The following is a 26,357-nucleotide window of genomic DNA, read 5'->3' as shown; positions in this document are numbered from 1 at the left end:
ATGTTTACAACCAAGGAACTTGTTAAGGTGGCTATGATGACCACTTTGATCATTATTTTAGGCTTTATTCCTGCTATCCCGTTAGGCTTTATCCCAGTCCCTATTGTTTTACAAAACTTAGGCATCATGTTGGCTGGATTGATGCTGGGTGGTAAAAAGGGAACCCTATCTGTTTTCTTATTCTTAGTGATTGGGCTTTTCTTACCAGTTTTCTCAGGATCACGAACCACTATTCCAGTCTTGATGGGACCATCAGCTGGGTACGTTATTGCCTACCTTCTTGTCCCAATTGCCTTTTCATTACTTTACCGTAACTGGTTCTCAAAGAACACACCACTTGCTTTCTTAGCCTTATTCATTTCTGGAGTCTTGCTAGTAGATGTGATGGGAGCGATTTGGTTGGCAGCTTACACAGGGATGCCGTTGATGACTTCTCTGTTATCAAACTTGGTCTTTATTCCAGGGGATACTATCAAAGCAATTATTGCAACGATTATTGCTGTTAAATACAAAGACAGTTTCTTGAATACAAAACAGTAATCTAATCATCAAATAGTTAAGTTGTGTTGAACAGGTCTTGGCGGATTTATCTGCTAGGACCTGTTTTTGGTGAGTCTCAGCCCCTTTTTAACACTAATTTTTGTTATAATAGTAGGAAAGCAAGAAAGAAGGGTTTGAGATGAAATTAACCACTTTAGGCTCCTGGGGAGCTTATCCCTACCAAGAGGCAGGAACAACGTCTTATTTGCTGACAGGACATGACGGCTTTCAATTACTGATGGATGCTGGTAGTCGAGCGCTCAATGAGCTGGAGAAAGAAATCAGTCCTCTCGATTTGGATGCAGTGATTATTAGCCACTACCATCCTGATCACGTAGCCGACTTAGGAGTATTGCGACATTATTTTCAACTTTACCCTAAACACTTGTGGGAACCAAAGGTACTACCTATTTATGGGCATGATAAGGATCGACACGAATTTGCTAAGTTAAGCATTCCTGATGTTTCCGAAGGAAAAGCTTATGATGTCACTGGAGTTGAACGGATTGGTCCTTTTGACATTACCTTTCTTAAAACGGTTCATCCAGTTGTGTGCTATGCCTTTCGAATTGTAGAGAGAGCGACTGGCCAGGTACTTGTCTTTACTGGAGACAGTGGTTATTTTGAAGGATTGGCAGACTTCGCAAAAGAAGCAGACCTTTTCTTAGCAGATGTTTACTTATACGAAGGCAATGACAATCATATGGCACATTTGACCAGTAAGGAAGCAGGACTAATGGCTAGCCAGGCAGGTGTTAAGAAGCTTGTCCTGACCCACATGCCACCGGTTCCTCCAGAAGGTATTGATCCTGACAATCACTTGGAAGTGTTAAGGCAAGAAACACAAGTGTACGCAGGAAGTATTCCTGTTGAATTGGCATTGCCTCACAAGTCGTGGGATTTGGGGAGTTTTTCCTAATGTTGTATAGTTTAGACGAACAAACTTATTTCATGCAAGAGGCTTTAAAAGAAGCCGAAAAATCCTTGCAGAAAGCTGAAATCCCCATTGGCTGTGTCATTGTCAAGGATGGCGAGATTATTGGTCGTGGGCACAATGCGCGTGAAGAGAGTAACCAAGCCATTATGCACGCTGAAATGATGGCTATTAACGAGGCTAACGCTCATGAAGGAAATTGGCGATTATTGGACACCACGATGTTTGTGACCATCGAGCCTTGTGTGATGTGTAGTGGTGCTATTGGGCTAGCAAGAATTCCCCATGTCATCTATGGGGCCAGCAATCAAAAATTTGGTGGGACAGACAGCCTTTACCAGATTTTGACAGATGAGCGTTTGAACCACCGCGTGCAAGTGGAGCGTGGACTGCTAGCAGAAGACTGTGCTAACATCATGCAAACCTTCTTTAGACAAGGACGTGAACGTCAAAAAGAAGCTAAGCGCCTAGCTAAAGAGCAAGAAGCACTGCTTGCTAATGATGAAACCTAATCAAGAAAAAGAGACTTAGAAGGATAACTAAGTCTCTTTTTGGGCGGATAGATGTGTTTAAGATAGAAAGGGGCAGTCACTGTCCTGTGGTTATTCGTCATCTAGGTACTATTGGTAAAGGTAATACTCAAGGTTTCTGCTAAGAGTCCATAAGAGAAGCCACTATAATTGTCCCAGTAGTGACTAAACAAGTTGTGGTATCTGGCTTGGTTATCGACGACATCTGCAACCATCTGGTCATAGTCAGCCTGATTGGCAAATTGGAGACTAACCTGTTCTTGTCCTTGTAACAATTGGCCTTCTAGGCTGTTGAGGATGACATTAGTGTCAAAAGTAGTCAGATAACTTTGGTTACGCTTAGCGTAAATGAGACTATCATCTGTACATACCGGAATCTTCCACACGTTTTTAGAGGTCTCTTTGGCATTGAAGACGATGTCTTTACTAGCTTGGTGAGATAACGACATGAGTTGATCTGGTAAGCAAAGGAAACTGTAATTGATGCCAGTTTGCTGCTGTTGGGACAAATGGTTATCAAAGACGGGATCGCCCCAAGTCGTATCTACTCCGTAGTATTGACCATTAAGCTGGACAGCATTCCAAGCATGAGGAAAGGCTTCCTGCGTTTGGCGAGATGTTCCTGTTCCTCTAATGTAGGCAACGGGAATATTAGCTTTCTGGCAGAGAAATTGAAAAGCTTGGGCGTAACCATTACACACGGATAAATGATCAATGAAGACACTTTTGATATCCTGGTTAGAAGAAATCTGAGTTTGATCACCCGATTGATAAGCTTCAAAAGCGGCTTTGTTGTAATCGGTATCTTGGATAATCACCTCATAGAAGTACTTGACTCGCTCATAATCATTTTCTACTGGCATTTTAGCTATAATACTGTCACCGATGGTTTGTAAGGTTTGGTAGGTTTTTTCAACGTCTTTTGGCAGTGGAAAGGTGACAAAGGCATTTTGGTCCGAAAGTTCAAAACGGTAATCCGCCGAAGTAATCCAGTAAAACTCAGGATTATCCATCATAAAAGCATCTACAGTTTTGATGAGGCTTTCTTTAGAAGTAGGTGCTAAACTGATAACTTCACGAAACTGTGAGAGACTGTCATGCAAGGTGAGGTAATTTTCTTGTTCGGGTTTAGACAGTTGTTGAAAATAGTAATGCTGTCCCACTTTTGCGATGGCTTTTTGTCGTTTTTGACCTGTTAAAGTAAGGCTATTTTCTTGGTTAGAAGGTTGACTAATGAGACTACAGGCAGATAAGCCAAGCATCACAGAAGTCATTATTGTTAAGCATTTAATCCCTTTTTTCATAACCAACCCCGTTCTAATCTAATCCCTTTCATTATACCATAGAGAGAAGAGCAATTGATTGAAAGTGAAACGTTTTCAAAATAAAATTGTATTTTCTGAAAAACGTCCTTTATGAACTTCCTCACTAAAATGAATGAGACAACGAGAAGCCATTAGCAGGAATCAAAGAAAAGTGTGCTAAAGCCTTCAAGAAGAAGCCCTTGCAAATGCATCATAATATGCTATAATAAAAGTGGAGCAACACTTGTGCGTGAAGTGGGTCAGGGGAGGAATCCAGCAGCCCTAAGCGATTGTCAGGTGTGTGCTCTTTTTTTGTTACCTTTATTAAAGTAATCTCAGCTTTCTATAGTGTTATCAGTTGTTGAAATTGATTGATATTTTTATTGAGGTTAAGAGGTATGAAACAGGACATAAAACGTTTTAAATGAAAATCAAAATTTTGAAAATTATCATATTGTCATGGGTTTTAAGCTATGGAAGTAAATTAGTTTATGCGGATGAAATATTAAAAGATTTGAAAGCAAGCTTAAGATTTGCTTATGATGTTACTCCACTTGAGTATGAAAATGTAGAGATTACATTTGTTACTACGAACAATATACATATTAATACTGGACAAAAGAAATCTGGATGCGTTTTATATGTTGATTCTATTGTATCTTTAGGGATTACTGATAACTTTATCAAAGGGGATAAGGTAGATGTCTTTGGGCTCCCTTATAATTTTTCATCACCCAATGTAGATAATATTTATGGTGGTGTTGTGAAACATTCGGATGACAAACTTCAATCATTACAGTTTGTAGGGATTTTAAATCAAGATGGAGAAGAAACCAGTCTCCCCTCTTATACTATTTTAATAAAGCATAAGCAATTTACTTTGCAAGAATTTGATTTTAAAATAAGAAAATTTCTAATGGAAACATACAGTATCTATGATTCGGAATCGCGTTATATATCGGGGAGTTTTTTTCTAGCTACCAAAGATAGTAAACATTATGAAGTTGATTTATTTAATAAGGATGATAAGCTTCTAGGTCGAAATCGTTTCTTTAAAAGGTATAGAGATAATAAGGTTTTTAATAGTGAAGAAATTAGTCATTTTGATATCTACTTAAAAACACACTAGCAAGTCCGTCTAGGGCTTGCTTTTTTAGTGTTCAAACGATGATAATTTTTATATAATGAGAAGAGGTAATGTGAAGGAGATAGCATGAGAAAATATTTACAAGTTAGGTTATACGAATTGTCGTATTATGTTGAGATTTTGATTTCCATTATATTATTAGTATCGTTGTTGATTTTGACTGGGCATTTGGCCTTGATGCTGACCGGGATTTTCTCAATTAAGAGTGGTTTGGACACCTACTTGCAGAATTTTCTCAATCAGGCGATGAGTATTGCGATTGGTGTCGAGTTAATCAAAATGTTGAGTAAACATACTTCAGGCACCATTATTGAAGTTCTCTTATTTGCCATTGCGCGTCAGATTGTTGTTGCTCATGGCTCGCCTGTAGATTCCCTGCTAAGTGTGGTGGCGCTAACCATTTTGTTTGCCACTCGGAAATACCTCTTTACTAGTTTTGATGACACGTCTAGCGTGGTTGTCCGAGGTAGCCAGAAAGTTAAGGTGGCAAATGTGCTGGCGCGTGTGACTTTACCAGCTGCTAGTAAAGATGAATTGATGCGTGAATTGATGCTTCGTCACTTAGAAATGGAAGATAAACTCCCATCAATTGGAGCATCGATTGCCTTTGCGGATATCGCTTTGCGCATTGATCATATGCACGAAGGGGTTATTACCCGTATTGAAATTATCAAATCCCTCAAATAACAAATGAAACGGCCTGAAGGTCGTTTTTTGATAGACAAGATTAAGCAGCCAAAGATGATATTGTGTTATGATTTAATAAAGTAAATGAAAATACCTGGAAAAGAGGTTCGACGGATGAGGACCTATCGTCATTTTTACGCGCTTATTGGCATATTATGTTTATTTGTGATTGTCTTAGGCTTTATGCTATGGCGTTCTAAACAAGTCACTTCCCCAGCTCAACCGGAAGCTATTCCTGCTAGTCGTTGGATTAACCAACCACTTCCTGATGTCCAGATTATGACACAAGAGGGGCAAGGCGTGTCTCTAAGTGAGTTTAAAGGCAAGCCTATGGTTCTGATGGATTGGGCCAGCTGGTGTCAGCATTGCCAAAAATCGATGCCTATCATGAGTAAACTATACCAAACTTACCATGACGACATCACTTTTATCTTTTTGAATGCGACCGGATCCGCACAAGGCAAAGAAACTAGAGACAGGGCAGCTAACTACCGTCAACAACTGCCTTATGAGATTCCTATTTATTATGATCAGCAGACGGCGGCTGCTAATCAGTTACAAGTAACTGCTGTTCCCACCTATTTTTTCCTTGATAAGAAAGGAGTGGTTAAACACGTCACCACTGCAGATATGACGGAAAATGACCTGGAGAGCCAAATTTTAAACCTCTTGCCTCACCAGAATAAAGACACATAATTAGAGTAAGTATTTCTATTATTTCATAAAAATTTCAGAAACTATGAAAACAAAAGGTTATCGTCACCTCCATTGTCCTTAGAGGAGCCACGCATAGCTTGTTTCATAAGGTTGAAAGTTTGAAAACCTTTTCAAAAATGATGCTTTTTTCGAGGTCGAAATCCGATAAAAACCATTGAAATATTAGATAGAAAAGGTTATCATACTAGTGGAACCTAAAATTTAAGGGAGTGAAACTCATGTCACATATTACATTTGATTATTCAAAAGTCCTCGAGTCATTTGCGGGACAACATGAAATTGATTTTTTACAAGGCCAAGTCACAGAAGCTGACAAGTTATTGCGTGAAGGAACTGGACCAGGTTCAGATTTCTTGGGTTGGCTTGATCTTCCAGAAAACTATGATAAAGATGAATTTGCACGTATCTTGACTGCTGCTGAAAAAATTAAGTCAGACAGCGAAGTTCTTGTGGTGATCGGTATTGGTGGGTCATACCTTGGTGCCAAAGCTGCTATCGATTTCTTAAACCATCACTTTGCTAACTTGCAAACTGCCAAAGAGCGCAAAGCGCCACAAATTCTTTACGCTGGAAACTCTATTTCATCAACTTACTTAGCAGACCTTGTAGAGTACGTTCAAGACAAAGAGTTCTCAGTAAACGTGATTTCTAAATCAGGAACAACTACTGAGCCAGCGATTGCTTTCCGTGTCTTCAAAGAACTTTTGGTTAAAAAATATGGCCAAGAAGAAGCTAACAAGCGTATTTACGCTACAACAGACAAAGTGAAAGGTGCTGTTAAGGTAGAAGCTGACGCTAACAACTGGGAAACATTTGTGGTGCCAGACAACGTTGGTGGTCGTTTCTCAGTCTTGACTGCTGTTGGTTTGCTTCCAATTGCTGCATCAGGTGCAGATATCACAGCTCTTATGGAAGGTGCAAATGCAGCGCGTAAAGACCTTTCTTCAGACAAAATCTCTGAAAACATTGCTTACCAATACGCTGCTGTTCGTAATGTGCTTTACCGTAAAGGCTACATCACTGAAATCTTGGCTAACTACGAGCCATCTCTTCAATACTTTGGAGAATGGTGGAAACAATTAGCCGGTGAATCAGAAGGAAAAGACCAAAAAGGGATTTACCCAACTTCAGCTAACTTCTCAACAGACTTACACTCACTTGGTCAATTTATCCAAGAAGGTTACCGTAACCTCTTTGAAACAGTTATTCGTGTTGATAAACCTCGTAAAAATGTTATCATTCCTGAATTAGCAGAAGACCTAGATGGACTTGGTTACCTTCAAGGTAAAGACGTTGATTTCGTTAACAAGAAAGCTACAGATGGTGTGCTTCTTGCCCACACAGATGGCGGCGTGCCAAACATGTTTGTCACTCTTCCAGCTCAAGACGAATTTACTCTTGGTTACACTATTTACTTCTTTGAGCTTGCTATCGCTGTTTCAGGCTACATGAATGCTGTTAACCCATTTGATCAGCCAGGTGTTGAAGCTTACAAACGTAACATGTTTGCGCTTCTTGGAAAACCAGGTTTTGAAGAATTATCAGCAGAGCTTAACGCTCGCCTCTAATAAACAGATAATGAGAAAAGGCTTCCCTAGTGAACTGCACCCCAAAAGTTAGACAACAAATCTAACTTTTGGGGTGTTTTTCTATGAAATTAAGTTATGAAGATAAAATTGAAATCTATCGCTTACGACAATCTGGTTGGACATGGCCTAAAATCAGTCAAACATTTAATATGAGTAAGTATAACCTTCAATACATGGTCCGCCTTATTGATATACACGGATTGGAAAGTGTTTGTAAAAGGAAAAATAGGTATTATTCTCCTGAACTAAAGCAGGAAATCATAAACGAAGTTCTGATGAAAGGTAGGTCTCAGCTAGAGGTTTCTCTAGATTATGGATTACCAAATAAGGGAATGCTTCCTAATTGGATAGCGCAATACAAGAAAAACGGGTATACTATTCTTGAGAAATCAAGAGGGAGACCTGTAAAGATGGGACGCAAACCAAAGAAAAAACTTGAAGAAATGACTGAATTAGAGCGTCTTCAATATGAAAATGAGTACCTTAGAGCGGAGAATGCCGTACTAAAAAAGTTGAGAGAACTCCGCTTGAGGGACGAAGCAAGGCTCAAAGAGCAACAGAAATCATTCAAGGACTAATCAATGTATTTGATTTAAGAATCCTACTTAATATTTTGAAGCTGTCTCGATCAACCTACTATTATCAGGTTAAACGTCTAACTCAGGGAGATAAAAACAAAGAATTAAAAGAAGCTATTCAAGATATTTATTCTGAGAACAAAGGGAGATATGGTTACCGTAGAATTCACCTCGAACTTAAAAATCGAGGCTATAAAGTTAACCATAAGAAAGTTCAACGTCTGATGACAGAACTTGGGTTGAAAGCTAGAATCCGTGCGAAACGTCGCTATAACTCTTATAAAGGTGAGGTGGGCAAGAAAGCTGATAATCTCATTAAGCGTCAATTTAAAGCTGCCCAACCACTTAAGAAGTGTTATACCGATGTCACAGAGTTTTCAATTCCTGCTAGTGATCAAAAATTGTATCTATCACCAGTTCTTGATGGCTTTAACAGTGAGATTATTGCATATCATTTATCTACCTCGCCAAACTTACAACAACTTAAAACGATGCTTTCCGAGGCTTTTCCTGAACAAACTTATCAGGGCACTATTTTACATAGTGACCAAGGATGGCAATATCAACACACTTACTACCATCATTTTCTTGAGGAGCATGGAATGAGACCGTCCATGTCGCGTAAAGGAAATAGCTTAGATAACGGCATGATGGAATCTTTTTTTGGAACATTGAAGACAGAAATGTTTTATGGGTTTGAGAAGGAATTTACTTCCCTCGAAACATTAAAAACAGCTATTTCAGAATATATCAACTACTACAACACTAAACGAATCAAACTGACATTAAAAGGACTAAGTCCTGTGCAATACAGAACTCAATCCTTAACTTAAAATATAATGTCCAACTTTTGGGGGTCACTTCATAGAGGAGGCCTTTTTAGTTGTCTCTAAGACATCTCTTTATTACAACACGTCGTCAAAGATAACTTTTTTTAATGTCTCCCATAGAGTCAATAGGCTTTTCTCCCTATATAAAAGAAAATTGGCCAAATTTCAAGTTGAAGTTAGCCAGTTTTAACATTTCTACTGGCGACTTGTAGTTGAAGAGTCGTTTAGGATAATGATTGATCCAATGTTCAATAGCAGCGACTTCTTTAGGGGTCGTTGTTTTGGTACCTTTAGGGAGCCATCTGCGAATCAGGCGATTATGGTTTTCGTTAGTGCCTCTCTCCCATGACGCATAGGGATGGGCATAGTAGATGTCACTTGCTGGAAAGACATCTGATAAGCGAGAAAATTCTGTCCCGTTGTCTGCTGTGATAGAGTTGACGGTGTAGTCTTTTAGAATCCCCGTAAGAGCTTTATTGACGGCTTGAGCAGACTTATCCGGTATTAATCGAATCAGCTGATGACGTGTTTTCCTGTCCGTTAGGGTGAGTAAGCATTGATTTTTAGCCCTCGTCAGAATGACTGTATCAATCTCATAATGCCCAGCTTCAAGACGTTGGTTAATGCTATCTGGGCGTTGTTCAATACTCTTTCCTGCGGGTTTAAAATAAGGACTGGCATGTTTTCTAGCCTGCTTAGCCTTTCTCGGATAAAGCATAGCCTCCTTACCAAGACTTAATTTCCCATGATGAATCCAGTAATAGATGGTAGATACAGGGACTTGAACTCCCTTAGCTTTAACTATCATCTCAGGGGAATAGTTCTGACGCATGTAGTGTTCAATAGCCTCCCTATCTTGCTTACGCTGTCTAATGGGTCTAACAGAACGCTTGCGATTTTCTTGATAGACCAACTGAGCATGTTGAGCAGAATAAACGGCTTCAAACTTTCCTTTACGAACCTGTTGCCTAACCAATCCTCGCTTGATTTCATTATGAATGGTCTGGGGAGCCTTACCTAGTAAGCGAGCAATTTCACGATTAGAGCGACCTTCCAGCTTCCAGCGTTGAATTTGCTGACGCTCATGGATTGTCAATTGTTTGCCTTTTGGTGTATAATAATCTTGCATCTTTTTGAGTTTCCTTGTGTTTGTGGTGAACTACAAGTATACCTCTTGGAGGTGCTTTTTTCATACCTAAAAAGTGGCTAACTTCAACTTGAAATTTGGCTTTTTTAATTTTTTTCTCAAATAATATTGACAGGTTCTTATGGGCTAGCATATAATAAGTATTAGTTCGGAAAAACCGAAACTACTGTTTTCAGAGGGAGATTGAGATGAAATATTCATTCATTATGTCATACTTGACATATTACTTAAAGGCAACGGTGAGTTTAGAGGGAAACTTTATTAAAGTATCTAATCCTAATACCATTTTAAAGGTTATTCCACTTGGTGCGCAAAACCGTACGATTCCTGTGGAGCAAGTTTCGACAGTCGATGACTCGTTCAAGTTAGATTTGAAATCTTTCTTTTGGGGTCTTTTGTTTGCCCTCATTGGGATGAATATGTTATCTGACTCTTTCTTTGGCGGTCTGATTTTAGGTGCTTATGGTATCTTAACCGTGTTGAGTTCCTTCCAAACTGTTTTAACCTTGGGGTTAACATCTGGTCAAGTGCATCCTATTAGCGTAGCTGTTTTTGAAAAAGAAAAGGCTATGCAATGTAAAGAAGATATCCAAGCCCTTATCAATCAACGTTACCAAGCGACGGATGTTGGAAAGCACACAGCTGAGCAAACGGATCGCTTGATTGATGCCATGACTAACAACTAATCACTCAAGGTACCGACAAGAAAGCAGGAAGACAGATGTCAATAAATGTGGATGAGTTAAAAAAGTGGATGAAACAAAATAGTAAACACTTGGTAGTAGGTATTGTCCTCGTGTTAGTAGGGTTTGCTGGCTACCACTATTACAAGAGCCAACCTAAAAGCATTGTCAGCCATGTGAAGCCATCTTATAGTGGCTATGATGGTTACGGTTCGCTGACCTATAATTCTCGAGATGTTGGCAATGAGGTGACCAGAGTTGTTTACCGTTCAGCTGGCTTTACTAAAAAGCAGACAGAAGAGTTATTATCCAATGACCCTGTCTTGATGACAGATATTCGGTTAGATCCTAAGTTACAAGCCAACTATGACCGCGCCATGACCATGCTAGGGACCATTAGGTGTGACTTTGATCATGCAGATAACCTTAAAAATGGGGATAAGGTAATTTTTCGTGTGACATCAACAAGCAGTAAATCTCCCGTTAAATCCGAAAAGAAAGTTTTCACGGTTAAAGGATTAGAAAAAATCAAAACGGTGAGCCTTAAGGATTTCCTGAAAGACAATCCAGTGACCTTCAAAGGTTATAATAACTATGCTAGCTTGGTCTTACCAAAAGATAAGGACGGTCAAGAACCCTTCCGAGACAATGATGAGGAAGAAAATCTATCTAATGGAGATAAAGTTAGACTGAGCTTATCAGAATCATATCTTGAACAGCTATTGGCCAAAGGGGAAAGCATTTCGCCTAAAGAAATAACCATCAAAGTGTCTGGCTTGAAGAATATTACTGAAATAGAGAACCTCAACGATTTATTGGCTAAAAATGATGACTTTGTGAAGTCTAAACATGAGAACACCTCTTCATACACCTATGCTATTGAAAAAGTAGGGGATTATTTAAAGTATGATCCAAACTATTCTGGCTTTTTCTCTAGTGACAGCAGTGAGCAAGTCAGGTTGGTAACAGTCTATAAAATTACAGAAACTTATAGCGGGAAACCAACGGTAAGTTATGGTTACTATGGTTATAGCGCAGAAGTAGTCAATGACAAACTCGTTACTGAAGATGCTCAGACGGTAGGTGGCTACAACACCGAAGACTTAGAAAATCTGATTGCAAGCCTTAAAACAGAGGGCTACACAGAATATAAAGCATCCTAAACTTTACACAGCAAGAACAGACTAAAGCCCGAAAGGGCTTTTTTGTTATCATGAGGATTAAAAAAATCCCTAAAGTACTAAAGGCTTTAGGGACGATGTTTTTTGACAAGGGATCAGGAAGAGACCAAGAGCTCTTCCAAACGTTTTTGATAATGTTGTTGGTACAAGGCTAAGATAGTTTTAGTCAAGTCCTCACATTGTTGCTGAATACCATCTAAACTTAAACCAATCAAGCAGGTCTCTTTTGGAAAGACCTTAAGTTCTTTTAGAAAAGGCATCAAGTTTTGACTGGTAACAACCAAATCAACCGGTTTATCATAATGATAAATGTTTTCAGACAAGATATTGAGCCGTGACAGGTCAATCTTGTAAGCAGGAACGGTCGAACTAATAAATCGAGTGATAACATCACCAATCGTTTCTTGGCTCTCCACAATGGTGATGGCGATTGGATTCACAGAATTCTCCAAAATTTGCTCAAACAACAAACACATAAGATGGAGATGCCCCATGCTGAGATTTCCCTGTCTGCCAGTATCAGCTAGCCAATCTTTGATAATGGTTTTGATTTTTTCAAGCAAGAGGGTATTTCCTTGATACTGGTCAGAATAGTAACCATCAAAGGTAATGAGCGTCTGTAAATTATAGAGGGTCCTTCTAAAGAAAGGGAGTAAGCTAGACATGTGCTGGGTAATGTCATAATGGTCCCCTACCAGTGCTTGTAAGCGACTCGCCAATAGTCGATAGTCGGAATCTTCAGCAATCACGTTAAAAAGCTGCTCTCTATGGTCTGCTGTCCAGTAATCCGTGAGAAAAGAATTATCCGCTGTTAAGTAAATCAAAAAGAGGTAGTCAAAATCGTCAGCTGATAATTGACGCTGGGTTCGAGGTTCAATTTCAGAGGCAGCATAATGCTTGATTTCATCGAAAATGGATAAGGTTTTGAGCTGGTTAAATAACGGTAAGTCAGGTAAGCGAACAGGATGCTTGTGCCTTCTCCAGGACAACATCAGTAAGATGTCAAAAAAGAGGAATTTCTTATCCAAAAAGGCAGACGGTTTCAGGTTTCTTTGTGTCGCAAAGATAAAAGAATGAATGATCTCAATGTCTTCAGGACGGATATCGTACAGCACAATGCCATACTCTTTATGCAAGAGGGCGATTAAATAGCGAATGCGCAATTCATCCCCAACAACCGTATTGTCCACAACGTCCAAGCCAATGGTTTGGAGGTAGTCTTTTAGTTTATGAATAAGGCGGTAAGCCTTTGATTGGGAAATAAAATGCTGGCGCGTGTAGGTTGCAATGGCCTTGTTATGCTGGTTGTCAGTCAGTAAAAAGGTAAGCATCTTTAAAGTGTCTGACAAACCAAAGATATCGTAGAAGAAACCATCTTCCTTATCTTCAAGCACTTCACAATAAATCATCGATTTGACGAGTTCAATGCGTAGAGAACCTTTAAAGAGGGCGTTAAACTGGCGGAAATACTGCTTCACTTTTTGAGCAGTCAAAGCGGTTTGCGAGCAAACAGACTCTAAGGTCAGTTCTCTTTCGGTCAATAAAATAGCCATTAAGACCTTCTGGTCAATAATGTCGGGCTCCAAGTAATGATCTAACAATGTAATTTCTCTCTCCTTAAATTAAATTGTATAATTCCTATATATTGTAACGGAACTTTTCAAAAAGTCAACTAAAAGAGTGCAATTCAGCTGATTTAACAAGAAGTAAGACAAAAGTGACGTCTTTTAAGGAGTGACCATTAACGATGAAAAGGATGATTTAAAATGACAAAAGATTTTGAAAGACCTAAAAATGAATAAATATTCTAAAAAACTAAAAAAATGAAAAGTTATAAAAATTAAAAATAATAGAATAAAGCTCTTGAGATTAGATAAAAAAGTAGAAACTCTTAGGAAGGAAAAATCCACCAGATTATTTCGGAAAAACCGATTAATGTGCTATCCTAGTAACGGAAAGTTAAAAAACAAAGTTGAGTGTCCCAGTTTAGCAATCAAACAAATTGGGGCGCTCACTTTTGGAGGAGAGAGAAGTGAAGAACAAAGTACTCAAGACACTAGTATTGTTTCTTTTTGCTGTGTTGGGAATTTTTTCGATGCAGAAAGTGGAAGCTGAAGTTATATATGAAGGCTATAAAATTAGCAAACAAGATATAACTGGCGCCTCAGTTCCTTTTATTTATGTGAAATCATCAGATGGAGAAGTAGAGAATGTATACTGTTTTAATCTAAGGCTTACCTACCCGCCAACACAATGGGAAGGAACAAATTATCCAAAATATAAAAAAGAAGAGGCGAACTCTAATCAGATGGACAGATTGGCATCTAACAAAAGGTTATCAGGTGATGAGCTTAGGGATGCGATTTTAAAAGTTATTTACTATGGCGATTCTGAAAATGGAAATAGGGAATTACAAAAAAAATATCGTCTCTCCGATGTACAGTTTCATGATATTACTCAAAAAGCAATTTGGTATTTTACAGATATGGCAGATGCAAGTAATAACTTACAACATGATGCTTTAAAAGCATATAGAGAATTAATAGATATCAAATCAAAAACATTACCAGAGAATATTAAGTTAAACATTTACACAACCACTGAGCAAGATAAGGATTATAAACCCTATCAAAACTTACTTTCTGCGAAAATATTGAATTCTAATAATACTATTCATACTCGCTAATAGTCAGATATTGACTAACTAGGATTGTTGATTTTATAGCGTTTGATAATACAACCAATAAGTATTATTCGTTATTATTTGAATGTGTTGTTGTTGAATTGTTGTTAATCCTTTTGCCATGGCCATTTGAATTTTCTTTTTGATTTTCTGAACTTTTCAAATGCTAGAACCTCATCAGCAAATATTTTGGCTTCAGCTAGTATAGTATCTAAAATGAATTCTTGGTCTTTGTCAAGTTTGTTTTTAGTTGTTAACTTATTTTTGACTGTTTGAGTATCGATGGAATCATCTAATAGTTCGAGTACTATTGTTGATTTCAAATCGTAAAGTTCTTGCTCACTAAGGTTCTTTATATTGCTTAAGTCATAGTTAGTTATATTAAATATGATTTTATCCCCAAAGTCGACTTGTCTTCCCAATAGTTCATCGGTGGTGGTATCAAATATTTTTGCTAATTTAACTACATTTTCAAGAGTAGGTTCAGTTCTACCATTTTCCCATTTTGCATAAGCACTTTGTCCTATCGCTAATAATTTTGACATTTCGTCTTGGGTATACCCCCTTTTTTTTCGCTCTTCTCTTAGTTTTTGTGGAAAATTGGACATTGGTTACTCCTTTTTTTAAAAAATATTCCAAAAAAGACTACTTTTCTCTTGACTAATAGTCTTATTTGGACTAAACTATAATTAGTCCTAACAAGACTAATTATACCAAACTATACAAATGTTTGGCAAGTGAAAGTGAGGTAACTGTTTATGACTGTATGAAAAAAGTCTTTGAAGAAATCTAATTCCTCAAAGACTTACCAAAATCAATTATCTTGATTATACCATATTTTAAAGAAAAGAGAATAGGAGAATGGCTTATAAGGAGTATTACGAGTACAAGGACATTATGGAAGCCACTGGAAAATCGTTTAGTTCGGTTAAAAAGTGGCGGATAACAGTAGAACGCTTATCTGGTCATGAATTTAAAAAGATTAGAATGCGTGTCAGTCGCAGACGTGTGCAAGATGTGTATCAGTTTACAGAAGATGAATTTGATAAGTTTATCAGGTTGTCTGAACGGATAAATGAAACAAAAAACATGGCACAATCTGTCGTTGAAATTTGGGGCGATTTAAAGGCTCGTGAGGAACGACAACTAAAGCAAGATGTTGCTGATATAAAAGTCACTCTAAATAAGCTAGTAAAAGCCCACAATTTTAAAAATGCGACGCTAACAGCCTTTGAAAATAGGGTACAGAAACTAGAGGAACGACTAACTGAACTGGAAGAAAGCCAGTCTAAAGGTTGGTCTCCGTTTAAAAAGAAAGATAAAGGTAAATACTAATGGTAACTAACAAAATGAAATTGACAAGTGACTTAAATCTTAAAGAAATGGCTTTAGATAGCTCACAATTCTATATCCCTAAAAAAGTAAAAATTGACTTTACACAAACTCGTCCTAAAAACAAGTATAAAGACGGTAAGCCGACTGATATTGTAGAAGGCTATATGTTGAATGGAATTGATGAACGTACAGCTAGTGCAGTAGAACAAGGCTTGATTGATTTGGAAGATGTCAAGACGATCACAATCGAAGTTCTAGGTAGTTTTGATGAGATCGAAGGAGCTATGGCAGGCGCTCAACTAGTCTTTGTGGAATTGTTGGATACTCGAGTTATGGCACAATGGGTTGATGGACGTAACGCAGGCTATAAGGGGCTAAAATTAGTGGCTAGTGGCTTAAAACTGCTGTAAGGAGCTGAAAATAGGGCTTTTGGGAGCTTAGCCGGCACCTCCCGCTATGGCGGGATAGGGAATCCCTAGCCAGCGGGAGTGCTAGGCTACCAAGCTACCAAAAATCAGTTCTATTTTTAGCTAAAAGTCGTTTTCATGAGTTTTCAAGAATTGCGATTTTTTGGCTAAAATTTTACATAATTTTTAGCTCAAGAGTTTTTTAGGGTTAGTATAATGCCATAATGCCAAAACCTATGCGCGGGCGCCATTCTGGACTTGACGATAGAATGGTGCAAAACAAGGAAAACCCTTGATTTGAAAGCATTTCTCCGTGGCCAATACCAACGGTGGCAGCGTACGCGTTAGGGAAGAAAAAGAGCTAAAATCATGGCATTTTACTTGGCATTATACATGGCATTATTCTCAAAAAAAGTGAAGTATAATGCCAAAAAATATTGAAAAATGATTAAAAATAATTTGAAAACCCTGTATTAATTAGAAAAGGAAAATATGACAAGACGAATTAGAAACAGACGATTTTTATTTGAACAACAATTAAAATCAATATTTTGGGATTGGTCTATTCAAGATAAACAATTACTTGATGACTGGGAAACAAATAAAGAACAGATTTTTAGATTGATTTTTGACCGTATCAGAACACTGGTAGAAGATGAGGAATTTGTGGAGTTTGCCATAGTGGTGCATGATAAAGATGTGTCTTATGGTACAAAATTGGTTGAACCTCACGTACACGGCTATATTGACTTTCCAAAACAAATTGATTTATCAAGAGTAGCTAGTGTTTTAGGCTTAGAACGTGAACGCATTGAAACTCCAAAATCAAAAGGAGGTCGTGCTTATACACGTATCAATGCTTTAGCTTATCTTATTCATGCCAAGGATAAGGATAAACACCAATATCCGGCAAGTGATGTCGAAACGTTTGATACGCTTGATTATGAAACCTTTATCAATCAAAATATAGAAGATTTTGAAAAATATGCTGCAACTCGTAAACGTGAGAAATCTGATGAAAGTCTTGACTTAGTCTTATCAAAAGTCCAAAAGGGAGAATTAAATTATTTGGAAGTTATGGAAGATGACGAACTAGCTTTCTTATTTGCCAATAACCAACAAAAATTCAGAGAAAGCTTTAATTTCTTTGGAGAACGTGAGACAGTATTACGTCTAAAAGATTTGAAAAAAGGTAACTATCAGCTAACAGTTCTTTATATTCAAGGCGAACCTGGTATTGGAAAAACCCATCTTGCCAATGAGCTTATTTTAGAAGTGTCAAAACGGTTAAGAGAAAATGGTTTAAAAGGTGAGTATTATCCTGCTAGTTCAAAAAATCCATTTGATAATTATTACGGTGAGGAAATTTTATTTTTAGATGACTTGCGAGAAGATAGCTTATCTGCGAGTGATTGGTTAAAACTCTTTGACCCCCTTAACTCTGCAAGAATGTCGGCACGTTATCAAAATAAATTGGTTGTCCCTAGATTGATTGTGATGACTGCTTATATGTCACCCAAACAGTTTTTTGGCAATATCAAAACAGAAGATTTAAACCAGTATTTAAGACGTGTTAATTTTTCAACGGAGATAGCTAAAAAGCACGGTATGGAAGATACCTTTTATAGCGTGTCAGAAGTTAAGAAAAATAAAGCTAATGATCACTATCAACGCTCTGATGGCTCTAGTGTTGTTTTAAATTTCAACTATGAAGATTTGTATTCATCACAAAACAAAGACGAGTTTATCACAAAATTATTAGAGGAATATATTTATCCTAGAATTTTGCCAAAGAATGTGAAGGACGTGACAAATGACTAGGAAAATAATCATATTTGAAAAGGTTAAATTGGATAATGTTTATTTAATTGATTTCAGAAATGAAAAGAGTTTATATAAGGATTTTCCAGATATTTATGTGTTTTTTAAAAATAAAGCAAACTATCAAAAAATTAAAAAAATGATGCAGTCGGCAAACCGCATCAAATATAAAAATAACCAATTACATTTTAACATGAAAGGGAAATAAAAACTATGTTTGTGGTAAAAAAAGATTTAATGAAACTTGGTTTTAGTTCTTGGCAGGCTATGATGTTAGTAAAGCAAGCAAAAGCAAAATTAGCTAGCCAAGGACTAACATGGTATGAAAGCAAGGGATTAGGGCGAGTTCCTCTTGAAACCGTTGAAGAGATTTTAGGTGTGAAGATTGATGAAGCTGATTTGATGGACAAGGAAGCAGTAGAACATGCCTAAAATGCCTAATGTCTATCCAATGTCAAATGGTACGTTTAGAGCGTCTGTATCACTTGGATTTGATCCTATAACAGGTAAAAGGATACATAAGTTTAAAAACGGCTTTAAAACACAAAAAGAAGCTTTAGAATGGCGTATGAGAATACTTGCTGATTTTGGGAAAGGTTCATTATCAAGCAATAGCTCAATGACGTTTAAAAAATTCCTAGATGATTATTTTATACCAGATTATCAAAGTCAAGTTAGACAACGTACTTTTGATATGTCACGTTCAAAGTTTAAAAGACTAGCCTATTTTGATAATATGAAATTATCAGATATTCTTCCTCCCCATGTTAAGCAATGGCAGAATGCTATGTTTATTGAAGGGCTATCAAATAATTATATTCGTTCTGTACATCAGATACTACAACAAGTTTTTGATTTAGCTGTTCGGCTTGGTATGTTGCCTAGCAATGTGGCTAAACAGGTTGGCAATGTCAAGAAAGATAAGCCTAAAGTTGATTTTTGGACAGTTGAAGAATTTCAGAAATTCATCAGTACATTTGACAAGTCTGATATTTATGATTTGCTATATTTTACCACGTTTTGGTTCTTCTTTATGACTGGAGTTCGTACAAGCGAATTACAAGCTATTGAGTGGTCGAAGATCGATTTTGATAGCGGTACAGTCCTAATAGATTGTTCAATGTATTATAAAAATCAAAAAGAATGGTATGTTACAGATACAAAATCTATTTCAGGTAATAGGTTATTGTATCTTGATGACGATACTTTAGAGAATTTGCAATACTGGAAACAAGCACAGGCTCAAATAGGAGAATGTAGATTTGTCTTTTCTCTAGTAGGTAGTCCATTGGTAAAATCTACGCCCTAATGCTATGAAAGAAGTTGCTAATCGAATGACAGGACAAGTAGTAGTGACAGAAAATCATGTTAGGAAAAGCAAATTTAATGGCAATCAACACACTGTAAAATTTGACAATTTTAGTAAAATACTGTACACTTTAGATACTGAGAAGTAGTTCATTAGAACACCAAAGCCCCCAACTAGTGCCAATAGTTGAGGGCTTTTTTTACGTTCCTATCAGATTAACGGGTGTTTTTAGGTTGACAATACTTATTATTTTTTGCCATCCAACCATTTGCAGATGAAATACAAGCTGATTCCTGCAATGACTTCTGCCATAATGGCAATAAGGAGCTCCGAGAAGTAGCCCATTAATGAACACCTCCTCTCTAGCAAAAGATTTGCTCGAGGAAAGCATTGCTTTAGGATTATATCACAAATTTTAACTATTGACACTCCTTTTTGAAGTTTGACTAGCGTAGTCTGTTGAACGAAAAAAGGAGCCCTCAACGCAGTTGATAAAAAAATAATCTATTTTGTTGTTAAATTGTTGTCAATGCAAAGCAAAAATCCTTGAAAATGTTGATTTCATAGGCTTTTTATACTTATTAACTCTATTCCCACTCCACAGAGGAGAATATCTATCAAGGTCAATAAAGAGTGGAAAGGGATCGAAATAAAAGATCTTCCAGAGATTACTATCTATCTTGTGAAAAATGGTAAGCGAACAAGTAAATTTGTTAAACTTAATAGTAGAAATAACTGGCAGGAAGAATTTAGAAATCTTACAATAACAGATAGTATTAATAAAAACAAAGAAAATGTATATGAAATAGTAGAAGATGGGGAAATTGGAGGAGAAATCACTCTTAATAATAAGAGATTTGCTGTATCTTATAAAAGTAGTAATAATCATTTTACTGTAACTAATTCTCTTATAGAATCGGACTTTATTTTTGGAAGAAATAACTTTACTTTGGCTTTTGGAGAGTCAAGTATTACTGGTCAATCAGGTTCTAAAGTTATTAGTGAAGATACACTAACATCCTTCAAAGGTCGTAAGTTTTGGAAAAACGATGCAGCTACTGACCGTCCTGAAGCTATTCAAGTGCAGCTCTATGCTGATGGGGTAGCTGTTGAAGGTCAGACAAAATATGTTTCTGGTTCAGGTGATGAATGGTCCTTCGAATTTAAAAACTTGAAGAAGCATGGAGAATCAGGAAAAGAAATCGTTTATTCTGTTAAAGAAGTAACTGTTCCTGCTGGCTATGATGTCACTTATTCGGGTAATGATATTATCAATACCAAACGTGAAGTTATCATTCAACAGGGACCAATTCTTGGTCTCGAGGAAACTTTGCCAACAGAGGAACATCAATCAGGTGATACCACAACTATTGAAGATACTCGCCCGATTGATACCATGTCAGGTCTATCAGGAGAGACTGGGCAGTCTGGTAATACTACAATTGAGGAAGATAGTACGACTCACGTTAAATTCTCAAAACGTGATATTAATGGTAAAGAATTAGCAGGTGCTATGATTGAACTACGTAATCTATCAGGTCAAACTATTCAATCATGGGTATCAGACGGCACAGTTAAAGATTTCTACTTGATGCCAGGGACTTATCAATTTGTGGAGACGGCAGCGCCAGAAGGTTATGAATTGGCAGCTCCAATTACCTTCACAATTGATGAGAAAGGACAAATTTGGGTAGACAGTACATTAATTGTAGGTGATGATCCTATTGTAATGATTGATAATGACAAGTCGATTACTGAGGCGGGTCAATCTATTGATTTCGAGGAAACTTTACCAACTGAACAAGGCCAATCTGGTTCTACAACTGAGGTTGAGGATACCAAAGGTCCAGATGTGATGATTGGTGGTCAAGGAGAGGTTGTTGATATTGAGGAAAGCTTACCAACTGAACAAGGCCAATCTGGTTCTACAACTGAGGTTGAGGATACCAAAGGTCCAGATGTGATGATTGGTGGTCAAGGAGAGATTGTTGAATTTGAGAAAACTCTACCGAATGAACATGGACAATCAGGATCCACAACTGAAGTTGAAGATAGTAAGCCTAAAATCTCCATTCATTTTGACAACGAGTGGCCTAAGGAAGAAAAAACACAACTACCTGCCGTTGAAAAACCTAAGGCTAAGGTAAGCTTGCCAGCTACAGGGGAAGCTGAACACGTCCTATCTACTATCGTGGGAGCAATGATCCTCTTCTTAGTATCACTTTGGGGTCTTCTCAAAAGAAAAGCGTCAAAAGCTTAACAACCTTTTCAACGATCAATGATTAGTAAGCGAAGAATCACTTGTTGCCATAACAGGAGATTCTAACAAAGAAGCTGGAAGCATGCAAATGCTCTCAGCTTTTTTGTTTGTTTCAGAAATCCTTTCTTACTTGCTTCTAAGGAGTAGACATAGGTTGGGAGGCATATGTCAGCTAGCTAAAAAGCCTAACCAGTCGGCGAACTGATTAGGCTTAATAAGGGAGGGCACCTAAGAGGATAGGTGCCCAGGAGATTTATGAAAAGGGAAAACAAGGGAAATCCTATTCTCCCAACGGTTTGGGTAAACCGCTTTTTAGGATGGTTTTATTCTACGATAGGAACCTTAAACTTTCCTTAAATCCTTTTTTAGATTTCCTTTATTTTTAATATATATTTGTAGCCAAATTTCAAGTTGAAGTTAGCCAGTTTTAACATTTCTACTGGCGACTTGTAGTTGAAGAGTCGTTTAGGATAATGATTGATCCAATGTTCAATAGCAGCGACTTCTTTAGGGGTCGTTGTTTTGGTACCTTTAGGGAGCCATCTGCGAATCAGGCGATTATGGTTTTCGTTAGTGCCTCTCTCCCATGACGCATAGGGATGGGCATAGTAGATGTCACTTGCTGGAAAGACATCTGATAAGCGAGAAAATTCTGTCCCGTTGTCTGCTGTGATAGAGTTGACGGTGTAGTCTTTTAGAATCCCCGTAAGAGCTTCATTGACGGCTTGAGCAGACTTATCCGGTATTAATCGAATCAGCTGATGACGTGTTTTCCTGTCCGTTAGGGTGAGTAAGCATTGATTTTTAGCCCTCGTCAGAATGACTGTATCAATCTCATAATGCCCAGCTTCAAGACGCTGGTTAATGCTATCTGGGCGTTGTTCAATACTCTTTCCTGCGGGTTTAAAATAAGGACTGGCATGTTTTCTAGCCTGCTTAGCCTTTCTCGGATAAAGCATAGCCTCCTTACCAAGACTTAATTTCCCATGATGAATCCAGTAATAGATGGTAGATACAGGGACTTGAACTCTCTTAGCTTTGACTATCATCTCAGGGGAATAGTTCTGACGCATGTAGTGTTCAATAGCCGCCCTATCTTGCTTACGCTGTCTAATGGGTCTAACAGAACGCTTGCGATTTTCTTGATAGACCAACTGAGCATGTTGAGCAGAATAAACGGCTTCAAACTTTCCTTTACGAACCTGTTGCCTAACCAATCCTCGCTTGATTTCATTATGAATGGTCTGGGGAGCCTTACCTAGTAAGCGAGCAATTTCACGATTAGAGCGACCTTCCAGCTTCCAGCGTTGAATTTGCTGACGCTCATGGATTGTCAATTGTTTGCCTTTTGGTGTATAATAATCTTGCATCTTTTTGAGTTTCCTTGTGTTTGTGGTGAACTACAAGTATACCTCTTAGAGGTGCTTTTTTCATACCTAAAAAGTGGCTAAGTTCATTTTAGAAGTTTTCGAAAGCTTGTCATTACAAAGTTTTGTGAGATATCTTTGACTAATGCTTGACAGGAAACGCACCTTGAATCTTTTTCTGACTTTATGTTATGATAGGGGCATGATAAAAAAAGACATTCGGCAAGAGGTGTTGCAAGCCTTGCGCACCATGCCTCCAACCCTTAAACAGCAAAAAGACAAGGCCTTGTTGGAAGATGTGGTCAATAGCTCTGCTTATCAAGACGCAAAGGTGATTGCGACCTACCTGTCGCTACCAACTGAGTACCAAACAGATGGTTTTATCCAGCGGGCGCTTTCAGATGGAAAGACTGTTGTGGTACCAAAGGTGCTGGAGAAAGGAAACATGATTTTTGTAGGCTATCAGGCTGACGATTTAGCCCTATCTTCCTTTGGTATTTTAGAACCTCAGAGTCAGGAGGAAATTCCAAAGTCTGCTATTGATTGCCTGCATGTTCCTGGTGTGGCTTTTAACGAGCAAGGGTTTCGTATCGGTTATGGTGGTGGCTATTATGACCGTTATTTGCAAGATTACGATGGCCCGACTTTTAGCACCATTTACGATTGCCAAATGAAGGCATTTGTCCCAGAATCCCATGATATCAACGTTCAGGAGTTTTACCGCAGATGACACGTTTTTTAAAACAGAAATCCATTACTATTTTCTTCTTACTGTTAACAGCCTTGGTATTTATGGCCATGCAGTTGGTTTATGGTTCTCAAGCGACTAGCTCTCAAGCGATTTATCAATTTGGTGGGATGTATGGACTGGCCGTCAAGGCTTTTCCAAATCAGATGTGGCGTCTGGTCACTCCGATTTTTGTGCATATTGGCTGGGGGCATTTTTTTGTGAATGCCTTAACCCTCTATTTTGTTGGTCAAATGGCTGAGGAGATTTGGGGGTCGCACCGCTTTCTCTTGCTCTATGTTTTTTCAGGAGTTATGGGAAATGCCTTTACCATGTGGCTCACACCAGAGACAGTAGCTGCTGGGGCGTCAACTTCTTTATTTGGACTGTTTGCAGCTATTATGGTTTTAGGTACTTTTGGGAATAACCAAGCTTTAAGAGATCTTGGAAAATCTTACCAGACCTTGATTGTGGTCAATCTATTACTGAATTTGCTCATGCCAAATGTAAGTATGGCAGGACACATTGGTGGTGTCGTGGGCGGCGCCTTAATTGGCTTAGGATTTTCAAATAACCTTCAAAAATTAAGGTTAACGAAATCTCAGAAAGCCTTGGCTTTATTAGCCTATGGTCTTGCTTTAGGTGTGGTCTTACTCCTAGGTTTTCGTTCGTAGAGTAGACGAGGGATAGAGAATAGCAGAATCTATCGGTTATGTCGTTTAGAAAGTTGCAGGGCAAGAAAATAATCGCCTCAAATAAAATAAGAGAAACACTCAAAACTAAAAAAGCAGAGCTTCCATCGAGAGGAGCTCTGCTTTTGTTATGGTCAGAATACTGGTTTGCCTCAAACTTATTTTTTTGTGATTCTATTTTGACTATAAACGATGAGGGATACGAGCGGACCTGTGAGGAAGGTGGCTAAAAGGATACCTTCACGAATACCTAAAAAAGGGTGTCCAAAAGCAAACGATAAGATAAGAGCCACTAACACCATGCTGATGTCACAAAAGAGCTTGACGTTTGGGAAGGCTAACTGATAGGTCTTGGCAATAGTTTTTGGAAGTCCTTCTCCAGGCATCACGATAAAATCAGAGGCTACTTCAATCACAACTCCTATGGCTAGAATAAGGATACTGAGTAAGAGTGTCAAGAGCTGTAAGGCATAACTATGCCAGTGTATCAAAGGCTTGAGCATGCTGACATAAGCATTAATCAGGCTTCCAAACAAGACCCCGGGAATCAGTTGACTCAGCAAGAGAAAAAAGGTCCTTAGCCTTTCTAGGGAGCTGAATCAGCAGTTGTAAGGCAACAAGAGAGATCATAAAGAAAATGGTCGTTTCCCCAATTGAACGGGAGAAACTTTCGGAGAGAACATTTGGAATGGCTGCAATCGGAGAAGTTCCTAAAGTGGAGAGTTTTGAGAGTGCGACAGCCAGCGCCATGATATTGATCCCAATAAAAAAACATAGTGCTTTCATGTTCTTATTATACACCTTTTTCGTTAAGGTGTTGGCTTATTTCCCTTGGAAATGTCACGGGGCAGTACAGACGATCTTTGAAGAAAGAACAAGAAGTAAAAACTCCCTTGAAACGATTCGTTTCAAGGGAGTTAATGTCATTTTTAGTCATTACGAGAGACTTAGTTGATGTTTTCTTAGTTACTTAGTTTCACTTTTTTCCAAAGCTTTTCCTAGTTTGATAATGTAATTTTTCAAGTCCTCTTTGACCTGCGGGTGTTCTAGGGCATAGTCGATAGACGTTTTCATGAATCCAAATTTATCCCCAACATCGTAACGATTACCTTTGAATTCTCGTGCAAAGACACGCTGAGTTTTATTGAGGGTATCGATAGCATCAGTGAGTTGCACTTCGTTACCTGCTCCAGGAGCCTGTCTTTCCAAAATATCAAAAATTTCAGGGGTTAGGAGGTAACGACCAATAATAGCCAAATCACTAGGCGCATCTTCTGGTTGTGGTTTTTCAACAAAGGTGTCTACACTGTAAAGGCCATTGACAGCCTTGCCTTGAGGAGCGATAACCCCATAGCTAGACACATCTTCATGAGGAACTTTCATCACAGCGATAGTGGATGCATGCGTCTTGTCATAGTCTTCCATGAGTTGTTTGGTGAGAGGTTTAGCGGATGCATTTGTAATGTCCATTAAGTCATCTCCAAGCATGACCACAAAGGGTTCATTGCCCACAAAGGCTTTGGCTTGTAAGACAGCATCTCCCAGTCCTCTTGGGTGGCTTTGACGGATAAAATGAAGGTTAATGGCAGTGGTTTCATCCACTAATTTCAACAGTTCATTTTTCCCCTTAGCTTGGAGGTTGTATTCTAATTCAAAGTTTGAATCAAAATGGTCCTCGATAGAGCGTTTAGCTTTTCCGGTCACCACAAGGATTTCCTCGATGCCAGATTTTAGCGCTTCTTCGACGATAAACTGGATGGTTGGTTTATCAACGATGGGCAACATCTCTTTGGCAAGAGCTTTGGTAGCAGGTAAAAAACGTGTTCCTAGACCTGCGGCAGGAATAATGGCTTTTCTGACTTTGGTCATCAGTAACTCCTCACTTTTTA

28 protein-coding genes and 1 other RNA gene are annotated in these 26,357 nt (G+C 38.2%); 21 read left to right on the top strand and 8 right to left on the bottom strand.

Annotated features, from left to right (window positions below; all coding sequences use genetic code 11):
• The 3 genes from FQT67_RS09855 (at position 1) to tadA (ending at position 1,986) form a co-directional block, all read left to right on the top strand.
• Positions 1–540 (top strand): biotin transporter BioY, encoded by a 540-nt coding sequence (locus tag FQT67_RS09855; RefSeq protein WP_003053494.1) that lies wholly within the window; start codon positions 1–3, stop codon positions 538–540.
• A 139-nt stretch (positions 541–679) separates the two neighbouring features.
• The gene (locus FQT67_RS09850) at positions 680–1,459 is read left to right on the top strand and encodes an MBL fold metallo-hydrolase (RefSeq protein ID WP_046177461.1); all 780 of its coding nucleotides are present in this window, start codon (positions 680–682) and stop codon (positions 1,457–1,459) included.
• A complete protein-coding gene (tadA, locus tag FQT67_RS09845; protein ID WP_012767586.1) occupies positions 1,459–1,986 on the top strand; it encodes a tRNA adenosine(34) deaminase TadA in 528 nt (175 codons plus the stop codon). The genes FQT67_RS09850 and tadA overlap by 1 nt, the downstream gene beginning before the upstream one ends.
• A 101-nt stretch (positions 1,987–2,087) precedes the next feature.
• On the opposite strand, the gene FQT67_RS09840 is transcribed toward tadA, so the two are convergent.
• Positions 2,088–3,308: a transglutaminase domain-containing protein gene (locus tag FQT67_RS09840; RefSeq protein ID WP_046177460.1), complete on the bottom strand. Its 1,221-nt coding sequence runs from the start codon at positions 3,306–3,308 to the stop codon at positions 2,088–2,090.
• A gap of 224 nt (positions 3,309–3,532) precedes the next feature.
• Between FQT67_RS09840 and ffs the strand changes: the two genes are divergently transcribed.
• The 6 genes from ffs to FQT67_RS09810 all read left to right on the top strand — a co-directional run bounded on the left by ffs (position 3,533) and on the right by FQT67_RS09810 (position 8,859).
• An RNA gene (ffs, locus tag FQT67_RS09835) (signal recognition particle sRNA small type) lies at positions 3,533–3,629 on the top strand.
• Positions 3,630–3,732: 103 nt separating this feature from the next.
• Positions 3,733–4,437: an exotoxin beta-grasp domain-containing protein gene (locus FQT67_RS09830; RefSeq protein ID WP_143936422.1), complete on the top strand. Its 705-nt coding sequence runs from the start codon at positions 3,733–3,735 to the stop codon at positions 4,435–4,437.
• Positions 4,438–4,521: 84 nt separating this feature from the next.
• Entirely contained in the window at positions 4,522–5,142 is a 621-nt protein-coding gene (locus FQT67_RS09825; protein ID WP_003058266.1) for a hypothetical protein, read from the top strand.
• Between the two features lie 114 nt (positions 5,143–5,256).
• Positions 5,257–5,838: a TlpA disulfide reductase family protein gene (locus FQT67_RS09820; RefSeq protein WP_003058257.1), complete on the top strand. Its 582-nt coding sequence runs from the start codon at positions 5,257–5,259 to the stop codon at positions 5,836–5,838.
• A 239-nt stretch (positions 5,839–6,077) separates the two neighbouring features.
• Positions 6,078–7,427 (top strand): glucose-6-phosphate isomerase, encoded by a 1,350-nt coding sequence (locus tag FQT67_RS09815; RefSeq protein ID WP_003058262.1) that lies wholly within the window; start codon positions 6,078–6,080, stop codon positions 7,425–7,427.
• Between the two features lie 83 nt (positions 7,428–7,510).
• A protein-coding gene (locus tag FQT67_RS09810) for an IS3 family transposase (RefSeq protein WP_115256712.1) occupies positions 7,511–8,859 on the top strand; the annotation gives its coding sequence in 2 pieces (ribosomal slippage) (positions 7,511–7,952 and positions 7,952–8,859; 1,350 coding nt in all).
• Positions 8,860–8,995: 136 nt separating this feature from the next.
• Here FQT67_RS09810 and FQT67_RS09805 read toward each other — a convergent pair.
• Positions 8,996–9,985 carry an IS30-like element IS1239 family transposase gene (locus tag FQT67_RS09805; RefSeq protein ID WP_143936421.1) on the bottom strand — a complete coding sequence of 330 codons (990 nt, stop codon included), beginning with the start codon at positions 9,983–9,985 and terminating at the stop codon, positions 8,996–8,998.
• A 206-nt stretch (positions 9,986–10,191) separates the two neighbouring features.
• On the opposite strand from FQT67_RS09805, the gene FQT67_RS09800 reads away from it, so the two are divergent.
• Together FQT67_RS09800 and FQT67_RS09795 are read left to right on the top strand one after the other, a co-directional pair.
• Positions 10,192–10,689: a hypothetical protein gene (locus FQT67_RS09800; protein ID WP_003058263.1), complete on the top strand. Its 498-nt coding sequence runs from the start codon at positions 10,192–10,194 to the stop codon at positions 10,687–10,689.
• Positions 10,690–10,724: 35 nt separating this feature from the next.
• Positions 10,725–11,849: a hypothetical protein gene (locus tag FQT67_RS09795; protein WP_046177533.1), complete on the top strand. Its 1,125-nt coding sequence runs from the start codon at positions 10,725–10,727 to the stop codon at positions 11,847–11,849.
• A gap of 113 nt (positions 11,850–11,962) precedes the next feature.
• Here FQT67_RS09795 and FQT67_RS09790 read toward each other — a convergent pair whose 3' ends face one another.
• A complete protein-coding gene (locus FQT67_RS09790) occupies positions 11,963–13,468 on the bottom strand; it encodes a helix-turn-helix domain-containing protein (protein ID WP_046177532.1) in 1,506 nt (501 codons plus the stop codon).
• Positions 13,469–13,899: 431 nt separating this feature from the next.
• Between FQT67_RS09790 and FQT67_RS09785 the strand changes: the two genes are divergently transcribed.
• The gene (locus FQT67_RS09785; protein WP_143936420.1) at positions 13,900–14,553 is read left to right on the top strand and encodes a thioester-forming surface-anchored protein; all 654 of its coding nucleotides are present in this window, start codon (positions 13,900–13,902) and stop codon (positions 14,551–14,553) included.
• 104 nt (positions 14,554–14,657) lie between these two features.
• Here FQT67_RS09785 and FQT67_RS09780 read toward each other — a convergent pair whose 3' ends face one another.
• The gene (locus FQT67_RS09780; protein ID WP_046177934.1) at positions 14,658–15,158 is read right to left on the bottom strand and encodes a helix-turn-helix transcriptional regulator; all 501 of its coding nucleotides are present in this window, start codon (positions 15,156–15,158) and stop codon (positions 14,658–14,660) included.
• Positions 15,159–15,411: 253 nt separating this feature from the next.
• Between FQT67_RS09780 and FQT67_RS09775 the strand changes: the two genes are divergently transcribed.
• The 7 genes from FQT67_RS09775 (at position 15,412) to FQT67_RS11030 (ending at position 21,682) form a co-directional block, all read left to right on the top strand.
• Positions 15,412–15,885: a hypothetical protein gene (locus tag FQT67_RS09775; RefSeq protein ID WP_053040510.1), complete on the top strand. Its 474-nt coding sequence runs from the start codon at positions 15,412–15,414 to the stop codon at positions 15,883–15,885.
• A complete protein-coding gene (locus FQT67_RS09770; RefSeq protein ID WP_000258404.1) occupies positions 15,885–16,295 on the top strand; it encodes a hypothetical protein in 411 nt (136 codons plus the stop codon). Before FQT67_RS09775 ends, FQT67_RS09770 begins: the two co-directional genes overlap by 1 nt.
• A gap of 489 nt (positions 16,296–16,784) precedes the next feature.
• On the top strand, positions 16,785–18,113 hold the full coding sequence (locus FQT67_RS09765; protein WP_000198400.1) for a Rep family protein: 1,329 nt from the start codon (positions 16,785–16,787) through the stop codon (positions 18,111–18,113).
• On the top strand, positions 18,106–18,321 hold the full coding sequence (locus FQT67_RS09760) for a hypothetical protein (protein ID WP_000197061.1): 216 nt from the start codon (positions 18,106–18,108) through the stop codon (positions 18,319–18,321). Before FQT67_RS09765 ends, FQT67_RS09760 begins: the two co-directional genes overlap by 8 nt.
• 5 nt (positions 18,322–18,326) lie before the next feature.
• On the top strand, positions 18,327–18,545 hold the full coding sequence (locus FQT67_RS09755) for a DUF3173 family protein (protein ID WP_000498423.1): 219 nt from the start codon (positions 18,327–18,329) through the stop codon (positions 18,543–18,545).
• A complete protein-coding gene (locus FQT67_RS09750; protein WP_261308906.1) occupies positions 18,538–19,422 on the top strand; it encodes a site-specific integrase in 885 nt (294 codons plus the stop codon). The genes FQT67_RS09755 and FQT67_RS09750 overlap by 8 nt, the downstream gene beginning before the upstream one ends.
• Before the next feature lie 574 nt (positions 19,423–19,996).
• Entirely contained in the window at positions 19,997–21,682 is a 1,686-nt protein-coding gene (locus FQT67_RS11030; protein ID WP_348639761.1) for a Cna B-type domain-containing protein, read from the top strand.
• Between the two features lie 365 nt (positions 21,683–22,047).
• On the opposite strand, the gene FQT67_RS09740 is transcribed toward FQT67_RS11030, so the two are convergent.
• Complete coding sequence (locus FQT67_RS09740) at positions 22,048–23,052, bottom strand: IS30-like element IS1239 family transposase (RefSeq protein WP_143936419.1); 1,005 nt, start codon at positions 23,050–23,052, stop codon at positions 22,048–22,050.
• 199 nt (positions 23,053–23,251) lie between these two features.
• Between FQT67_RS09740 and FQT67_RS09735 the strand changes: the two genes are divergently transcribed.
• Entirely contained in the window at positions 23,252–23,779 is a 528-nt protein-coding gene (locus FQT67_RS09735) for a 5-formyltetrahydrofolate cyclo-ligase (protein WP_046177248.1), read from the top strand.
• On the top strand, positions 23,776–24,450 hold the full coding sequence (locus FQT67_RS09730; protein WP_046177245.1) for a rhomboid family intramembrane serine protease: 675 nt from the start codon (positions 23,776–23,778) through the stop codon (positions 24,448–24,450). Before FQT67_RS09735 ends, FQT67_RS09730 begins: the two co-directional genes overlap by 4 nt.
• Positions 24,451–24,626: 176 nt before the next feature.
• Here the strand turns inward: FQT67_RS09730 and FQT67_RS10990 are convergent, their stop codons facing one another.
• The 3 genes from FQT67_RS10990 to hasC form a co-directional block, all read right to left on the bottom strand.
• Positions 24,627–24,959, bottom strand: coding sequence for a hypothetical protein (locus tag FQT67_RS10990; RefSeq protein WP_236558960.1), 333 nt, complete (start codon positions 24,957–24,959; stop codon positions 24,627–24,629).
• A gap of 25 nt (positions 24,960–24,984) precedes the next feature.
• Complete coding sequence (locus FQT67_RS10985) at positions 24,985–25,254, bottom strand: hypothetical protein (RefSeq protein WP_236558959.1); 270 nt, start codon at positions 25,252–25,254, stop codon at positions 24,985–24,987.
• Positions 25,255–25,434: 180 nt separating this feature from the next.
• Positions 25,435–26,337, bottom strand: a complete 903-nt coding sequence (gene hasC, locus FQT67_RS09720) for a UTP--glucose-1-phosphate uridylyltransferase HasC (protein ID WP_003061497.1) — start codon at positions 26,335–26,337, stop codon at positions 25,435–25,437.
• Positions 26,338–26,357 lie beyond the last annotated feature (20 nt).

The organism is Streptococcus sp. NCTC 11567 (assembly GCF_902141215.1).
Lineage (GTDB): Bacteria > Bacillota > Bacilli > Lactobacillales > Streptococcaceae > Streptococcus > Streptococcus dysgalactiae.
Note: the sequence above shows the minus strand (reverse complement) of the source record. Positions and strands in the feature narration are given on the sequence as shown.

Coding starts and splice junctions, on each gene's coding strand:
- FQT67_RS09735 (WP_046177248.1), top strand. CDS start 23,252: ATGATAAAAAAAGACATTCGGCAAGAGGTGTTGCAAGCCTTGCGCACC.
- FQT67_RS09795 (WP_046177533.1), top strand. CDS start 10,725: ATGTCAATAAATGTGGATGAGTTAAAAAAGTGGATGAAACAAAATAGT.
- FQT67_RS09750 (WP_261308906.1), top strand. CDS start 18,538: ATGCCTAAAATGCCTAATGTCTATCCAATGTCAAATGGTACGTTTAGA.
- FQT67_RS09740 (WP_143936419.1), bottom strand. CDS start 23,052: ATGCAAGATTATTATACACCAAAAGGCAAACAATTGACAATCCATGAG.
- FQT67_RS09825 (WP_003058266.1), top strand. CDS start 4,522: ATGAGAAAATATTTACAAGTTAGGTTATACGAATTGTCGTATTATGTT.
- FQT67_RS09855 (WP_003053494.1), top strand. CDS start 1: ATGTTTACAACCAAGGAACTTGTTAAGGTGGCTATGATGACCACTTTG.
- FQT67_RS09805 (WP_143936421.1), bottom strand. CDS start 9,985: ATGCAAGATTATTATACACCAAAAGGCAAACAATTGACAATCCATGAG.
- FQT67_RS09775 (WP_053040510.1), top strand. CDS start 15,412: ATGGCTTATAAGGAGTATTACGAGTACAAGGACATTATGGAAGCCACT.
- FQT67_RS09765 (WP_000198400.1), top strand. CDS start 16,785: ATGACAAGACGAATTAGAAACAGACGATTTTTATTTGAACAACAATTA.
- FQT67_RS09820 (WP_003058257.1), top strand. CDS start 5,257: ATGAGGACCTATCGTCATTTTTACGCGCTTATTGGCATATTATGTTTA.
- FQT67_RS09800 (WP_003058263.1), top strand. CDS start 10,192: ATGAAATATTCATTCATTATGTCATACTTGACATATTACTTAAAGGCA.
- FQT67_RS09755 (WP_000498423.1), top strand. CDS start 18,327: ATGTTTGTGGTAAAAAAAGATTTAATGAAACTTGGTTTTAGTTCTTGG.
- FQT67_RS09730 (WP_046177245.1), top strand. CDS start 23,776: ATGACACGTTTTTTAAAACAGAAATCCATTACTATTTTCTTCTTACTG.
- FQT67_RS10985 (WP_236558959.1), bottom strand. CDS start 25,254: ATGAAAGCACTATGTTTTTTTATTGGGATCAATATCATGGCGCTGGCT.
- FQT67_RS09830 (WP_143936422.1), top strand. CDS start 3,733: ATGAAAATCAAAATTTTGAAAATTATCATATTGTCATGGGTTTTAAGC.
- tadA (WP_012767586.1), top strand. CDS start 1,459: ATGTTGTATAGTTTAGACGAACAAACTTATTTCATGCAAGAGGCTTTA.
- FQT67_RS09850 (WP_046177461.1), top strand. CDS start 680: ATGAAATTAACCACTTTAGGCTCCTGGGGAGCTTATCCCTACCAAGAG.
- FQT67_RS09760 (WP_000197061.1), top strand. CDS start 18,106: ATGACTAGGAAAATAATCATATTTGAAAAGGTTAAATTGGATAATGTT.
- FQT67_RS09780 (WP_046177934.1), bottom strand. CDS start 15,158: ATGTCCAATTTTCCACAAAAACTAAGAGAAGAGCGAAAAAAAAGGGGG.
- FQT67_RS09840 (WP_046177460.1), bottom strand. CDS start 3,308: ATGAAAAAAGGGATTAAATGCTTAACAATAATGACTTCTGTGATGCTT.
- hasC (WP_003061497.1), bottom strand. CDS start 26,337: ATGACCAAAGTCAGAAAAGCCATTATTCCTGCCGCAGGTCTAGGAACA.
- FQT67_RS09815 (WP_003058262.1), top strand. CDS start 6,078: ATGTCACATATTACATTTGATTATTCAAAAGTCCTCGAGTCATTTGCG.
- FQT67_RS09770 (WP_000258404.1), top strand. CDS start 15,885: ATGGTAACTAACAAAATGAAATTGACAAGTGACTTAAATCTTAAAGAA.